A 14,505-nucleotide genomic window follows, 5' to 3' on the forward strand; every position below is an offset into this window, starting at 1 on the left:
TATTGCACGGTTTTCGGCCGTTTTTCGCGCGGGCTCCGGCAGGTTTCTGCAGGATGCGAACCCTGAGCCGGCTTGCGGGTCAAAGACCCCGTTCGGATGACAGGAAATTCACGATGCGTCGATTCGTTGCCCCGAAAATTCTATTGCTTTTGCTGTGCCTGACCGGATTCGTTCCGGGGGCTGCGGCAGCTCTGCCTCCCGTCGTGGACGGCGAGCCACTGCCGTCCCTGGCTCCGGTGCTGGACCGCGTTACACCCTCGGTCGTCAATATCTATACCCAGACCCGGGTGCGCATCCGCAGTCCGTTGCTGGATGATCCGTTTTTCCGCCGGTTCTTCAACGTGCCGGACCGGCCGCGGGAACGCGTGTCCCAAAGCCTGGGGTCGGGCGTGATCGTCGACGCCGAGCAGGGCTATGTGTTGACCAACAATCACGTGATCGCCGGGGCCGACGATATATCGGTCACCCTGTCGGACGGGCGCAGCTTCCGCGGCGAGGTGATCGGGCTTGACCCGGACACCGATCTCGCCATGATCCGGATTCCCGCCGAAGACTTGGAGGCGCTGCCGCTGGCCGACTCCAACGCCCTTCGGGTCGGCGACTTCGTGGTGGCGGTGGGCAACCCCTTCGGACTGGGGCAGACCGTCACCTCGGGCATCGTCAGCGCACTGGGACGGGCCGGCTTCCGTGGCCTGGAGTATCAGAATTTCATCCAGACGGACGCGTCCATCAACCCCGGCAATTCCGGCGGTGCACTGATCAATTTGCGCGGCGAACTGGTCGGTATCAACAGCGCGATTTTTACGCCGTCCGGCGGTAACGTCGGCATCGGTTTCGCGATTCCGAGTGACATGGCGCAGTACGTGATGGAACAACTGGCCGAATTCGGCGAGGTGCGCCGCGGCACCCTGGGCATTTATGTGCAGGACCTGACGGCCGAACTGGCCGGCGCGCTCGATCTCGAGGACCGCCAGGGCGCGCTGGTGGCCGAGGTGGTTCGCGACTCATCGGCGGACCGGGCCGGCATACGTGCCGGCGACGTCATTGTCGGCATCGCCGGTTACCCCGTGCGCAACATGCGCGAATTTCACAACGTTGAAGGGCAGTTGCCGGTTGGCGAGGAACGCAGCCTGGAATACGTGCGCGACGGTGCATCACATTCCGTGACACTGGGTGTCGCCGAGCTGCGGGAAATCGACGGCGGCATGCTCGATGAGCGCCTGGCCGGCGCGCGCTTCGAGGAGTTGCCGGCCAAGATGCGCGGCGACCGGGTCAAAGGCGTGCTGGTGGCCGGGCTCGACCGCCGCAGTCGCGTGGCGCGGGCCGGTCTGCGGCCGGGTGACATCATCACCGCGGCCAATCGCCAGAGCGTACAGAGCCTGGCCGAATTGCAGGAAAGCCTGGACGCCGGCCGCGGGCCCATCCTGTTGCAGATTCGTCGGGACGGAAACGATTACGTGGCGCGAATCGATTAACCCGAATACGGCGTCACCCGTCTCGCCGCGACCATGGGTGACGCTTCATTCATGGTGTAATCTGCGTAGTTTTAACGTATTCAGCGGGAGGAAGCGTGACACACGGGTTTGCAACGGAATCGGAGCGGGACACGAAGCCCGTACCCCTGGTACCCCTGACCGCGGACGGCCTGGCCGCCTGGCGTGAACAGGCTTCGCCGCGTGACCGGCGCTGGCAGGAGTCCGCCGGGTTTGCGGCGAAGGCGGGCGAAGTGCTGGTGTTGCCGGGTGAGGACGGCGGGCTCGAGCGCTGCCTGTTCGGCATGCAGCCGGAGGGCTGCCTGTATCAGCTGGCATCGGTGCAGGATCGCCTGCCGCCGGTTACCTATGTGCTGGAATGCGACTGGAGCGAAGAGCAGCAGGCGCAGGCCTGCCTGGGCTGGGGTTTGGGCGCCTATCGTTATGAGCGTTACCGCAGGGATGAGTCACCCCGGCCGAACCTTTACCTGGATCCGTCGCTGCGCGAACGGGTCACCCGTCTGTGCGCGGCACAATCCCTGGTGCGCGATCTGGTCAACACGCCGACCGAACACCTGGGTCCGGAGCAACTGGCCGATGCCGCGGTCAGCGAGGCGGACCGTTTCGATGCACACAGCCGGGTCATTGTGGGCGACGAGCTGCTCAGCGAGGACTTTCCCGCCGTTCATGCCGTCGGCCGCGCGGCCAGCCGGGCGCCGCGGCTGATCGAACTGGACTGGGGGGATGAAGACGCGCCCCTGCTGGCTCTGGTGGGCAAGGGCGTGTGTTTCGACACCGGCGGACTGGACCTGAAAAACGCATCGGGCATGGCCCTGATGAAAAAAGACATGGGCGGTGCCGCGCACGCGCTTGCCCTGGCTCAACTGGTGATGGCGCATGCACTGCCGGTGCGGCTGAAACTGCTGATTCCCGCTGTGGAGAATTCGGTTTCGGGCAACGCCTACCGCCCCGGCGACGTGATTGCCACCCGCAAGGGCTTGAGCGTGGAGATCGGCAACACCGATGCCGAAGGCCGGGTCGTACTGTCAGACGCGCTGGCGCTGGCGTGTGAAAGCCGCCCGGATCTGGTAATCGATTTCGCCACGCTTACCGGCGCGGCGCGTGTCGCCCTGGGCACCGATCTGCCGGCGTTGTTCAGCAACCGCGACGAGGTTTCCAGCGGGATTCAGCAGGCCGGAACGGACTGCGAGGATCCGCTCTGGACCCTGCCGCTTTACGCACCCTACAACGAACTGATCAAGAGTCCGATCGCCGACATCACCAACAACGCCAAAACCGGTTTCGGTGGCGCGATCACCGCGGCTTTGTTCCTGCAGCGGTTTGTCGAGCCCGGCATTCCGTGGGTGCACATCGACACTTATGCGTGGAACTCCGGCAATCGGGCGGGACGCCCCGAGGGTGGCGAAGCGCTGGGGCTGAGGGCGGTTTTCCATTACCTTCGGCAGCGGTATTCGTAGAACCGGCAGGGCGGGCGCGTGTGGCCCGCCGATCCTTCATAGCAGGACGAAACTCAGCAGGGCGACTCCGCTTGCCACGGAAAGCAGCAGGACGAGGTAGGACAAACCGATGGCCGAGAATTTCAGCCCGGTCAGGATCCAGCCCTGACGGTAGACCGTTTTCAGCGAAATCAGCAGGTAAAGCGGTATCCACGCCAGCATGATCATCGTGAATATCGAGGCCGTCCGGCTGACCCGTCCGCCGTCCGACGGGTCGAGCCATTCGGCCAGTGAATCCGCGATCAGGGTCAGCGTGAACACAACGAACAAAAACGCGTGGTTGTGCAGTGCATGGATCAGGTGCTCGACGTAGTAGCGCCGTGCGAACAGGTACCAGAACTTGAACAGCAGCGCGACCAGAGGCAGCATCACGAAAACCGCGATGGGCAGTACATCGAACATCTGTTCGACGATGAGGTTGGGGTTGGCTTCGATCTGCCGCTCCTTCTGCGGTGATTCCTCGATTTCATCGTTGATCCAGTCGTTGATGAAGTCCGGCATGCCGGGCACGATGAACGGATTGGTTTCACGGTCCCACGGTTCGCCGTCGACGGTGAAAGGTTCGTCGTCTTCTCCGTTTTCTCCGTAATCCCCGATCTGTAGCTGGATGTCGGGTGCTTCATCTCCGTCCTGCATCGTGACGTCGATGGCGTTGCCGGCCAGGGTTGCGGCCAGGATGAAAAAGACCATGCTGGAGAAGATGTACAGGCGCAGCGGCGGCGTGTAACGGAAGCGGCGTCCGTCCAGGTAATCCCGGGTCAGGCGCCCGGGGTGGAACAGCAGTGGGCGCAGGGTGCGCATGAAGCGCGAGTCGAGGTCGATGAAGTCTTCCAGCAGTTCGCGCAGCAGCACCGGGAAAAAGCGCAGCAGATGGCGGTCCGGCTGCCCGCAGTAGTGACAGAACGGACCCTGCAATGGGGTGCCGCAGTTCAGGCAGGCTGGCGAGCCCTTCAGGCGGCGGGCGGGAAGGGTCAATCCCCGGTCGGTGGTGACCGGGTAGCCGGAGGAGCCTTCCGGATCCTCCTGCGTTACGGGGTCGGTGCGAGTCACGTCATCAGTCCGGCTTTGCGCATCCAGTCGATGGTGTTCTGCATGGGTGGATGAAGGGGCGTGAGTGCGTGGTAAAGCTCGTGCCAACGTCCTCTGCGGTACAATGCCCGGTCTTCCCGGATCTCCGCCTGAATTCGGCCCCTGTGACCAGTATAACCAAAGCCCACAATCACCTCGCGGAGATTCGCCGGACCGTGCAGCTGGCCGCGCCTGTGGTCATCGGCCAGGTGGCGGTATTCAGCATGAATTTCGTCGATACCGTGATGGCTGGCCGGCTGCCGGATCGGGACGTCTCTCTGGCGGCGCTGGGCATCGGTGGGGCGGTGTGGTCGGCGCTGCTGATGTTCACCATCGGTCTGCTGCTGTCCGTTCAACCCAACGTGGCGCAACTGGACGGTGCGAAGCGCTGGGACGAGGCGACGGGGGTTGTACGGCAGGGGGGTTGGTTGGCGCTGATGGTGGCGGTGCCGTTCTGGCTGATCTGTTATTACAGCGCGGAAATACTGACGGCGCTGCGCATCGACCCGGTCATCGTGCCGGTCGCGGCCGATTACCTGCGCGCGATGTCCTGGGGTGTGCCGGCAATCTGTGGCGTGTTTCTGCTGCGTTTCTTCAGCGAGGGCTCGGGACACACCCGCCCGACGATGCTGTACGGCGTGGCGGGCGTGATGATGAATATTCCACTCAACTGGGTGCTGATGTTCGGCAAGTTCGGCGCGCCCGCCCTGGGTACCACGGGTTGCGGCTATGCCACCGCCATCGTGCTCTGGGCGCAGTTGCTGATGCTGCTGGTGTATGTGCAGAAACACCGGCATTTTCGTCGTTACGACCTGTTCAGCCGCTTCGAACTGCCGCATTGGGGGCGCATCCTCGATCTGGTGAAGCTGGGGACGCCCATCGCGATATCCGTGTTTCTCGAGGGCAGCCTGTTCGCCGGTGCCGCCCTGCTGATCGGCCGCCTCGGGCCGCTGCCGGCCGCGGGACACATGATCGCGATCAATTTCGCGGCGCTGGCCTTCATGATCCCGCTGGGGCTGTCCAGCGCGGTCACGGTGCGGGTGGGGAACGCGATCGGACGGGGCGATCCGGTGTTCGCCCGTTACGTGGGCCTGATCGGTATCGCCGTTGTGCTCGGTACTCAAACGTTCAGCATGTCGCTGATGGTGCTGTTTCCCCAGGCGATCGTGGCGCTGTACACGCAGGATGCGGCGGTGACCGCGATCGCCATCGAACTGCTGGTCTTCGCAGCCGTCTTCCAGATGCCCGATGGCATTCAGATCTGCGCCGCGGGTGCGCTGCGCGGCATCAAGGACACGCGGGTGCCCATGTTCTACAACCTCGTGGCTTACTGGATGGTGGGCATGAGCCTGGGTTATTACCTGACCTTCCACCGTGAATGGGGGCCGTCGGGCATGTGGATGGGCATGATCGCCGGTTTGTCGCTCGGCTCAGTGCTGCTGCTGACCCGGTTCCTGGTTCGCACGAGGCGCCTGATCCGGGACGGTTGAGCCCACTCGTTGCGCCGGGGCACCGGCGGCAACAGCACTCAGAGACGATCCAGCCGCCGATGCAGTTCCTCGATGCGGCGTGCGTGCTCCGCCAGTTCCGGCGAGTGGGGCCGCCAATCCGGTTTCGTGGAAGACGTTTTCCGCTTGTCCGCCGGTTCGCCATTTACCCGGCGGTGGCGGCGCAACAGCGAAAAGATACCGGCGGCGGCCAGGTACACGACGGCCGCGGCCAGCGGTTTCACCGCGAGCAGAACCAGCAACGCCGCGCGGATACCCCAGACGTTCCAGCGCAGCCGGGCGGCCAGGCGGCTGCAGACGCCCGCGAGAACCGGGCGCGGAATCGGCCGCCGAATGTCGGTGCCCGCAGTCACGGCCTAGGATGCGTCCGGCACGGATTCCCGGGAGGTGGCGGTGTTGCCGTCCGGTCCCGCCACCCGTTTCCTGAGCCGTGCCAGTTCTTCCTCGATGGCCGGGTCCGCAGCGGGCGGCTCGGACCAGACCGTCGGGGCCGGTCCGCCGGTTTCGTAGGACTGCACCCGCGCTTCGAGGTTTTCCACCTGGGCCTGCAAGCGGTCGAAGCGGCCGAACGCACGTTTCAGGCGCTGTTCCGGTCGTGACAGCGGGCGGCCGGTGGTGGACGGCCGGCCCCGGGATTGCGGAGCCTGCGCGAGTGTCTTCAGGCGCTGCTTCGCGTCCGCGAGTTTCTGTTTCAATGTGGCCGAGTCCTGCTCCAGGCTGGCAATGCGCTCATTCACATCCACTCGTGCGCGGGCCAGGCCGTCCTGTTGCGATGTGACCTCCGAGCGAGCCAACAGTGCTTCGCGCGCGAGGTCGTCACGATCTTCGGCGACGGCCTTCTCGGCGCGCCGCTCCCAGTCGGCCGCAAGCTGCTCCAGATTCCGGGACTCGCGTTCCAGGTGGCGTTGCTCGGCCAGCAATTCCGCGCCGGCGGCACGGGCTTCCTCGCCCGCGTCTTCCATCTCACGGATAAGCGCACGCAGCAGCTTTTCGGGGTCCTCGGCTTTTTCGAGCAATGAGTTGACGTTGGCGGCGATGACGTAACGCATTCGGGAGAAGGTTCCCATGGGCATGACTCCTTGCAGATGTTCAGTGGATGGATGGGTAAATGCAGAAGTCGTGCCACTTGTGAAAAGTACGGAATAACAGTGGCTTGCCGGTTACGGTTTGGGTGTGTGCGGTATCGGGTTGGTGTAACTGACCTCCGATTGGCGAGGTCACACGCCCCGGGAGGCGGGAAGACGTCGCAGGTCGGTGAATGACCCGGCAGCGTCCGGGATTGCGGGATAGAATAGGTATTTTAGCCTTGGAAGATTTCATGTCCGACCGACCGCGCTCCGCGCTGGGGCGATTTTTCAACGGGATCTGGCGATTCATCGACGGGACCCGCAAGCTGGTGCTGAACCTGGTTTTCTTCGGCATCCTGTTCCTGGTGATCGCGGCCTTGCTGGATTCCGGCGAAGCGCTGGTGGTGCAGCCGCGCACGGCGCTCCTGATCGATCCACAGGGTTTTGTCGTCGAAGAGTACAGCGGGTCACCCCTGGACCAGGCGCTGCAGCAGGCGACCGAGGACGGCCGGCGCGAAACCCGTCTGCGCGACATGGTCGACGCCATCCGCCGGGCGGCCGATGATGATCGCATTGAACGGCTGGTCATCGACCCGTCCCGTACCTGGGGTATCGGCATGGCCTCGCTGCTGGAACTGGAAGCGGCCATTACCGATTTTCGCGCCTCCGGCAAGCCGGTCGTCGCGCTTGCGGAGAATCTGTCCCAGCAGCAGTACTACCTCGCAGCCCTGGCCGACGAGGTGTGGCTGCATCCGGACGGCATGATCTGGATCGACGGATTCGCCGCCTACCGCAACTTTTATCGCGAGGGGCTCGACAAGCTCGAAGTGGAGGTCAATCTGTTTCGGGTAGGCGAATACAAGTCGGCGATGGAGCCGTTCATTCGCAACGACATGTCGGAGGATGACCGCGAAGCGACGCTGTTCTGGCTGGGGAGCCTGTGGCAGCAGTATCTCGAGGCCGTTTCGCGTCAGCGCGGATTGCCACTGGTGGACCTGTCCAACGCGATTCGCAACTTCCCCGACCGCCTCGAAGCCGTGGGCGGCGATTTCGCGGAGCTCGCGCTGCAAATGGGCCTGGCCGATCGGCTGATGAGTCGCCAGGAAGCACACCAGGAACTCGCCCGGCTGGGACAGCCCGCGGATGGCGGCACGGATTACCGGAAAATCGGATTCGACGCCTACCTCAAGGCTTCCTTGCTGAGTGTGCGGCCGTCGTCGGGCAGTGAAGTCGCCGTGGTCGTGGCCGAAGGCGATATCGTCCGGGGCCGCCAGCCACCGGGCATGATTGGCGCGGAAACCATGGTCGAGCGCCTGCGCCGGGTCGCGGACGACAGTGATGTCCGGGCGGTGGTGTTGCGTATCGACAGCCCCGGCGGCGAGACGTTCGCTTCGGAGATGGTGCGGCGGGAAATCCAGTCCCTGCGGGAAACCAACCGCACGGTGGTGGTCTCGATGGGTGACGTCGCTGCTTCCGGAGCCTACTGGATCGCCATGGGCGCGGACGAGGTCTGGGCCAGCCCCGCGACGATTACCGGCTCCATCGGAGTATTCGGTTTTCTGCCTACGTTTTCGCGTCCGCTGGCCAACCTCGGTATCCACACCGACGGGGTGGGGACCACGCCGCTGGCCGGCAAATTGCGACTCGACCTGCCGCTCGACGAGGATCTCAGGCGCATCTTCCAGACATCCACCGAACAGACCTACCAGCAGTTCATCGAACTCGTTTCCGAAGCCCGCGGCCTCAGCCAGGAGGACGTGGAGGAAGTGGCTCGCGGCCGGGTCTGGAGCGGTTTGCAGGCCAAGGAACGCGGCCTGGTCGACCAGACCGGCACCCTGGCCGACGCCATTGACGCGGCGGCGCGGATTGCCGGGCTGGGAAGCGATTACCGGGTTCGCTACGAGGAACCTGCCCTGTCGTCATTCGAACGCTTCATGCTCGACATGACCGGGCAGACGCTGGCTCGCACCGGGCTGGTTTCGCTGCTGGGACGTTCGCTGCTTCCGGCCTGGGCCGGCCAGGCCCACTGGGACAGCCTGCTGCGGGATCTGCGTCTGATCGCCGGCGCGGATGGCGGATTCTCGCTCGCCGCCCACTGCCTGTGCCGGATACCGTGAGCCCGGACCAGGCCTCGGCCTGGCGGCTCGATGGCCGGCGTGCCGTCATCACCGGCGGCAGCAGCGGAATCGGACTGTCTCTGGCTCACGAACTGGCCGGGCTCGGTGCCGACCTGGTGCTGGTCGCCCGCGATCCGGAGCGCCTGGAGCAGGCCCGGTTGTCCGTTTCCGGGCAGTTTCCCGAGCGGCAAATCGACGTCCGGCCCGCTGACCTGGCACGGGCGGAAGACCGCGAGCGCCTGGCCGAGGCGATTGACGGTCCGGTACACGTACTGGTCAACAACGCCGGTATCAACATCCGCAAACCGGTGTCGGAACTGAGCCTGGAGGAATACGAACGGGTTCAGGCCGTCAATCTGACAGCGTGTTTCGACCTGTGCCGGCGCTTGCTGCCCCGGCTGCGGGAATCGGCGCCGGCCTGCGTGGTGAACAATGCCTCGGTGGCCGGCCTGACCCATTTGCGCACCGGCGCTCCCTACGGCGTGAGCAAGGCCGGCCTGATCCAGCTGACCCGGAATCTCGCGGTGGAATGGGCCGCGGACGACATCCGGGTCAATGCGGTGGCGCCGTGGTACATCGCGACCCCACTGGCCAACCAGGTTCTCAGTGATCCGGCGTACCGCGAGAGCGTGTTGGCGCGGACACCGATGAAACGGGTGGGGCGGGTGGAAGAGTGCGCGCGGGCGATGGCGTTTCTGTGTCTGCCGGCGGCGTCCTACATAACCGGCCACTGTCTGTCGGTGGACGGCGGTTTCAGCGTCTACGGATTCTGAGATGCGGAATCCGCCAGGGTGTCAGCGTCCCTGGGTGGGGTCGGGCAGGCCGCTGTGCAACTGCCAGCGTTCGCGATCCGGATTGTACCGCCACTCCTGCCGGTCCATGATGGTCCGTTCCACGGCCTGGTTGGTATTGAACAGGCGAATCTCGACGACCTGTTCAGCGGCCCGGCCCTCGTCGAATACGCGGGCGGAGCGAATCGTGTACTGGGTGACCCGAAACAGCCGTAGCCGGTCCATGTCGAGCCGCGTGATCGGATGCTCGGCGAGATACTCGGGCGACAGGAAATCCACGGCGGCATCCCATTGGCTCCAGCGCACGATGGTTTCGTACTGCTTGAAGGCTTCCGAGCGGCTCTTTTCCACCGGATTGGGCACGCAGGCGGTGATCAGCACCGCCAGCAACAGCATGACCTGCGGGGCTCGCTTCATCGGGTCTCTCCTTGACGTTCGTCACGTGTACCGGCGTCCGGCCCGGGGTCGCAGCGCGGATCGCCAGCAGAAAACGTTACTGGCTACAGGCGGGCGCGTCCAGTGCCGAGTTCCCGGTGTAGCCGTGACGGCGGGCTGACCGATGGCGCGCCGGCTACCCCGCATGGCGGCGGCACTGGTGCCGCGCGAGCTGACCAGTTGGGCGCTGACGGCCGTTGCGCTGGGCGCCCTGGAGGGGGGGGCTGCTCGGCATTATCGTGAAAAACCAGTTCGCCGGGGTCGCGCCGCCGGTGGCGGTCAACATCGCGGTGGCGGTGGTGGCCGGTGCGCCTGCCTTCTCCAACCTGTCCAGCTTCCTGTTCGCCGCCTGGGCCGCCGGGCGGGACAAGCTGACCTTTCTGAGCCGGTTGATGGCGGCGATGGGCCTGTTCCTGGCCCTGCTCGCGCTGCCGCCCGCAAGCGCCGGGGGCCTGGTGGCGTTCTGTGCGCTGACCGTTTTGGCGCGCACCGCCTGGTCGGGGATATTGACGGTGCGAGCGGCCGTGTGGCGGGCCAATTACCGGCGCGACTGGCGGGCGCAGGTGACCGGGCGCATCGTGCAATTGGCTTCCCTTCTGGTGGCAGGCTACGCGGCGCTGATCGGTTTTCTGATGGATGGCTCGCCGATGGCCTACCGGCCCGCGTTCGTGGTGGGCGCGCTGTGCGCGCTGGCGGCTGCGCGAGTCTATCGTAATGCCCGCGTTCGCCGGCACCGCCAGTTGCTGGCGGCTGAACTCGCCGAACAGACCCTGGAGGGCCGCCGCCTGGACCCGTCCGTATTCAAGCGTGTTCTGCGGGGCGACGATGACTTCCGCCACTACATGCTGAGCATGATGGTGTTCGGCAGCGGCAACCTGATGGTCATTCCCATGGTCGTGGTGATGCTCAACGAGCAGATGGAATTGAGCCGGCTCTACCAGGTCATGGTCACCTCGTCCGTGCCGCTGCTGGTCTTGTGCTTTTCCATCCGCATCTGGGCGCGCCTGCTGGATCAACGGCATATTTTCAGTTACCGCGCGGTCCACAGCTGGTTTTTCGTGGCCTCATTCGCCGTATTCGCGCTTGCTCTCGGTCTGCGCAGCCCGGCACTGCTGTGGCCGGCTTCGATTCTGCTCGGCGCGGCCTACGCCGGTGCCCACCTGGGTTGGAATCTGGGGCACAACGACTTCAGTTCCGACGCCCAGGCTTCGCACTACATGGCCATCCACGTCACTTTCACCGGCCTGCGCGGGCTGATCATGCCGCTGGCCGGAGTGGGTTTCTACCAGTTCCTGGCAGCACGCTGGCCACAGCAGGCCCCGCTGGCGCTCCTGCTGCCGGTGAGCCTTTCCCTGGCGGGGTCGTTGTCCTTCGTTTTCCTGCACTTTGCGCGGGCGAAGCGGCTGCGCGAAGCCGGATCCTGAGCGCCGCGGCTCAGGCGAAGAAATTGCGCCACACGATGGTGAGCCAGGCCATTGCGATGAGCAGCAGGCACAGAAAGACCGCGGCGGAGCCGATGTCCTTGGCGCGCCCCGACAACTCGTTGTGCTCCGTTCCGATGCGGTCGACGACGGTTTCCACGGCGCTGTTCAGCAATTCGACAATCAGCAGCAGCAAGAGGGGTGCGGTCAGCAGCAACCATTGCTCCGGTGTCCGGGCCACGAAGAAAGCCACGGGAACGAGGATGACCGACAGGGCCACGTCCTGCCGGAATGCCGCTTCGGTTTTCCAGCAGGCCCTGAGTCCGCGCAACGAATAACGCGTGGCGGCGATGAGTCGCGCCACGCCGGTCTTTCCTGGTTTCATTCCCCGCTCGCCACCCGTGTGTAGAGTCCGTCGAACAGCACACTCCAGGTCTGGCCGTCGCGGCTGGCTTCCCAGAGTTGCCGCACCGTACCGTCCGGGTTGGGTGTCCAGGTGATGCGGTGGGTGGACCGTCCCGAACCGTCGGGCGAAGGGCGTTCGCCGCTCATCACCATCGCCCCTCCGTTCAGGCCGCCGTCGATCTGCAGCAGGGTGCCGCCTGCGTCCACCCAGGTCTGGTGCCAGCGTTCGTTGGCCTGGTCGTAGATGTTGAAGCTGCTGCCGCTGATGCCGCCCGCGCCGGCGCCCTGCCAGTTCTCTTCCAGTGCGCAGCCGCCGTGTATTTTGCGGATACGGTTCGTTCCGGCTGGCTGACCATTGGACGTGACGTTCCACTCGCCGATCCAGAAGTCGAACTGACGATAGGCCGGGTCGCTGCACGGAGGCGGTGGTGGCGGTGCGTCTTCATCCTGGGCATGGGTCAGCGTGGGAATGCACAGCAGCAAAACAATCAGAAATCTCATGGGTTTTCTCCGATTCCGGTGCCGGTGTTTCCGGCGTTCGGCGCATGACCGGACCGCGCGGCGGCACCATGCTACCATCGGCTGCGGCTTGATTCCCTTGCCGCTGACCACACATTCGACAGATGGACACCAAGACAAGACCTGCTGATCCGCAGGCCGGCCTTTACTGCCCCGTTTCCGGGCTGCCCGATTTTCCCGCCATCCGTCCCGGGGAAATGCCCGAACGCATCGCCGGCCTGCTGCAGCGCCATCGCGAGGGCGTGGAACGCCGCCTCGGTGCCGGTGACGCGGCGAGCTGGTCCTTTTTCGCCGAGGAACTGGAGTGGACCGACGCCATCGACCGTGCCTGGGCGCCACTGTCGCACCTGAGTGCGGTGGCCGACAGCCCGGAGGTGCGTGAAGCCTATAACGAATGCCGCGAGATGCTGACCGGGCACTCCACCTGGCGGCAACAGCACCGCGGCATTCACGCGGCCTGCCTGGCCTTGCATCAGTCGGATGAATTTCAATCACTGACCGCGGAGCAGCAGCGGATCGTGGAAATCGAACTGCGGGATTTTCATCTCGCCGGTGTCGACCTGGATGAGGATTCCCGCCGGGAATACGGCGACATCGTGAGCCGTCTGAGCAGCCTGGGTACGCGGTTTCAGGAAAACCTGATGGATGCGACGCGGGCCTGGACCCGCCATTATTCAGACGCGAAGGGGTTGGCCGGGCTACCGGATGCTGAATTGCGCCTGCTCGCCGCGAATGCATCGGCGCACGAACAGGAGGGTTGGCTGGTCGATCTGTCCTTCCCGTCCTACCTGGCCGTGATGACGCATGCCGAGGATCGGGATTTGCGACGCGACGTGTACGAGGCCTATGTCACACGCGCGTCCGAACTCGGGCCCCATGCGGGACAGTGGGACAACACGCCGGTCATTGCCGAAACGCTCGCGCTGCGCCATCGGCTGGCGCGCCTGCTGGGATACGACACGTACGCGGACTATGCTCTGGCTACCCGCATGGCGCCGTCGCCGGAACGGGTGCTCGAATTCCTCGGCGACCTGGCCGCGCAGGCGCTGCCGGCTGCCCGCGAACAGTTCGATGCGCTGAGTGCGTTTGCGCGGGACCAGGGCGGGCCGGAGGCACTCGAGCCGTGGGATTTGAGCTTCTGGTCGGAGCGCTATCGCCAGGCGGAATTGCAGCTCTCGGACGAAATGCTCAAGCCGTATTTTCCGTTGCAGCCGATGCTGGACGCGCTGTTCCACACCGCGGGACGGGTATTCGGAATCAGCCTGGAGAAAGACGACAGCGTGCCTGTGTGGCATTCGGATGCCGACTTCTATTGGGCCCACGACCGCCACGGCAAACGCTTCGCCGGACTGTACGTGGACTTCTACGCCCGCAAGGAAAAACGCGGCGGCGCCTGGATGGACGTGTGCCGCTCCCGCCGGGTCATCGGCTCGCATGAGCAGTTACCCGTGGCCTTTTTGAACTGCAACTTTCCGCAGCCTTCCGGTGGGCACCCCAGTCTGCTCACCCACAACGACCTGCAGACCCTGTTCCACGAGTTCGGCCATTGCCTTCATCACATGCTGACACGAGTGGATTGGCCGCAGATCAACGGCATCGCCAATGTCGAGTGGGATGCGGTGGAGCTGCCCAGCCAGTTGATGGAGAACTGGTGCTGGGAGGAAGATCTGCTCGACGGGTTCTCGCGGCACTACGAGAGTGGCGAACCGCTGCCGCCGGATCTGAAACAACGCCTGTTGCGCTCGCATCATTTTCAAAAGGCGATGATGCTGATGCGCCAGCTCGAATTCGCGCTGGGTGATTTCCGGATGCATCTGGAATACGACCCTGAGAATCCGCGCGATCCGCTGGATTTATGGGCGGAAGTGCGGGCACGTTGCACGCCTGTTCCGGTGCCGGAATGGAACCGGTTCCTCAACGGATTCAGCCATGTTTTCGGGGGCGGTTACTCAGCCGGCTACTACAGCTACCTGTGGGCCGAACTGCTCGCCGCCGATGCCTGGGACCGGTTCGCCGAAGAAGGCACATTCAGTGAAACCGTCGGCGAGGCCCTGTGCCGCGAAATACTGTCGGTCGGTGGTTCGCGGCCCGCGATGGAGTCCTTCGCGGGCTTTCGTGGTCGCGAACCCGTGCCTGAGCCCCTGTTGCGCAGCTACGGTCTGGCCTGAGCGTTTACACTGAGTAC

The 14,505-nt window shown here is 64.7% G+C and carries 13 protein-coding genes; 7 read left to right on the forward strand and 6 right to left on the reverse strand.

Features of this window, described 5'->3' with window-relative positions:
* The first annotated feature begins 113 nt into the window (after positions 1-113).
* Positions 114-1,475, forward strand: a complete 1,362-nt coding sequence (locus V3330_RS05625; RefSeq protein ID WP_354694411.1) for a Do family serine endopeptidase — start codon at positions 114-116, stop codon at positions 1,473-1,475.
* 95 nt (positions 1,476-1,570) lie between these two features.
* Positions 1,571-2,950: a leucyl aminopeptidase family protein gene (locus V3330_RS05630; RefSeq protein WP_354694412.1), complete on the forward strand. Its 1,380-nt coding sequence runs from the start codon at positions 1,571-1,573 to the stop codon at positions 2,948-2,950.
* Positions 2,951-2,986: 36 nt separating this feature from the next.
* Here V3330_RS05630 and V3330_RS05635 read toward each other — a convergent pair whose 3' ends face one another.
* Positions 2,987-4,039 (reverse strand): DUF3667 domain-containing protein, encoded by a 1,053-nt coding sequence (locus V3330_RS05635; protein WP_354694413.1) that lies wholly within the window; start codon positions 4,037-4,039, stop codon positions 2,987-2,989.
* 143 nt (positions 4,040-4,182) lie between these two features.
* Between V3330_RS05635 and V3330_RS05640 the strand changes: the two genes are divergently transcribed.
* On the forward strand, positions 4,183-5,547 hold the full coding sequence (locus V3330_RS05640; RefSeq protein ID WP_354694414.1) for an MATE family efflux transporter: 1,365 nt from the start codon (positions 4,183-4,185) through the stop codon (positions 5,545-5,547).
* Between the two features lie 38 nt (positions 5,548-5,585).
* On the opposite strand, the gene V3330_RS05645 is transcribed toward V3330_RS05640, so the two are convergent.
* Both V3330_RS05645 and V3330_RS05650 read right to left on the reverse strand, forming a co-directional pair.
* Positions 5,586-5,918 carry a PspC domain-containing protein gene (locus V3330_RS05645; RefSeq protein ID WP_354694415.1) on the reverse strand — a complete coding sequence of 111 codons (333 nt, stop codon included), beginning with the start codon at positions 5,916-5,918 and terminating at the stop codon, positions 5,586-5,588.
* A 3-nt stretch (positions 5,919-5,921) separates the two neighbouring features.
* On the reverse strand, positions 5,922-6,632 hold the full coding sequence (locus V3330_RS05650) for a PspA/IM30 family protein (protein WP_354694416.1): 711 nt from the start codon (positions 6,630-6,632) through the stop codon (positions 5,922-5,924).
* Between the two features lie 251 nt (positions 6,633-6,883).
* Between V3330_RS05650 and sppA the strand changes: the two genes are divergently transcribed.
* Positions 6,884-8,749, forward strand: a complete 1,866-nt coding sequence (gene sppA / locus V3330_RS05655) for a signal peptide peptidase SppA (protein ID WP_354694417.1) — start codon at positions 6,884-6,886, stop codon at positions 8,747-8,749.
* On the forward strand, positions 8,734-9,522 hold the full coding sequence (locus V3330_RS05660; protein WP_354694418.1) for an SDR family oxidoreductase: 789 nt from the start codon (positions 8,734-8,736) through the stop codon (positions 9,520-9,522). The genes sppA and V3330_RS05660 overlap by 16 nt, the downstream gene beginning before the upstream one ends.
* A gap of 21 nt (positions 9,523-9,543) precedes the next feature.
* Here V3330_RS05660 and V3330_RS05665 read toward each other — a convergent pair whose 3' ends face one another.
* Complete coding sequence (locus tag V3330_RS05665) at positions 9,544-9,957, reverse strand: hypothetical protein (protein WP_354694419.1); 414 nt, start codon at positions 9,955-9,957, stop codon at positions 9,544-9,546.
* 257 nt (positions 9,958-10,214) lie between these two features.
* Between V3330_RS05665 and V3330_RS05670 the strand changes: the two genes are divergently transcribed.
* Positions 10,215-11,399, forward strand: a complete 1,185-nt coding sequence (locus V3330_RS05670; protein ID WP_354694420.1) for an MFS transporter — start codon at positions 10,215-10,217, stop codon at positions 11,397-11,399.
* Between the two features lie 10 nt (positions 11,400-11,409).
* Here V3330_RS05670 and V3330_RS05675 read toward each other — a convergent pair whose 3' ends face one another.
* Positions 11,410-11,781, reverse strand: coding sequence for a diacylglycerol kinase (locus tag V3330_RS05675; RefSeq protein ID WP_354694421.1), 372 nt, complete (start codon positions 11,779-11,781; stop codon positions 11,410-11,412).
* Positions 11,778-12,302 (reverse strand): hypothetical protein, encoded by a 525-nt coding sequence (locus V3330_RS05680; protein WP_354694422.1) that lies wholly within the window; start codon positions 12,300-12,302, stop codon positions 11,778-11,780. The genes V3330_RS05675 and V3330_RS05680 overlap by 4 nt, the downstream gene beginning before the upstream one ends.
* Before the next feature lie 122 nt (positions 12,303-12,424).
* On the opposite strand from V3330_RS05680, the gene V3330_RS05685 reads away from it, so the two are divergent.
* Complete coding sequence (locus V3330_RS05685; RefSeq protein WP_354694423.1) at positions 12,425-14,488, forward strand: M3 family metallopeptidase; 2,064 nt, start codon at positions 12,425-12,427, stop codon at positions 14,486-14,488.
* The last annotated feature ends 17 nt before the right edge of the window (positions 14,489-14,505 follow it).

This window comes from Elongatibacter sediminis (assembly GCF_037892215.1).
Lineage (GTDB): Bacteria > Pseudomonadota > Gammaproteobacteria > Xanthomonadales > SZUA-36 > Elongatibacter > Elongatibacter sediminis.

Bases quoted from the DNA above. Each gene is read 5' to 3' on its own strand.
- V3330_RS05625 (WP_354694411.1), top strand. From the start codon at position 114: ATGCGTCGATTCGTTGCCCCGAAAATTCTATTGCTTTTGCTGTGCCTG.
- V3330_RS05650 (WP_354694416.1), bottom strand. From the start codon at position 6,632: ATGGGAACCTTCTCCCGAATGCGTTACGTCATCGCCGCCAACGTCAAC.
- sppA (WP_354694417.1), top strand. From the start codon at position 6,884: ATGTCCGACCGACCGCGCTCCGCGCTGGGGCGATTTTTCAACGGGATC.
- V3330_RS05665 (WP_354694419.1), bottom strand. From the start codon at position 9,957: ATGAAGCGAGCCCCGCAGGTCATGCTGTTGCTGGCGGTGCTGATCACC.
- V3330_RS05675 (WP_354694421.1), bottom strand. From the start codon at position 11,781: ATGAAACCAGGAAAGACCGGCGTGGCGCGACTCATCGCCGCCACGCGT.
- V3330_RS05680 (WP_354694422.1), bottom strand. From the start codon at position 12,302: ATGAGATTTCTGATTGTTTTGCTGCTGTGCATTCCCACGCTGACCCAT.
- V3330_RS05685 (WP_354694423.1), top strand. From the start codon at position 12,425: ATGGACACCAAGACAAGACCTGCTGATCCGCAGGCCGGCCTTTACTGC.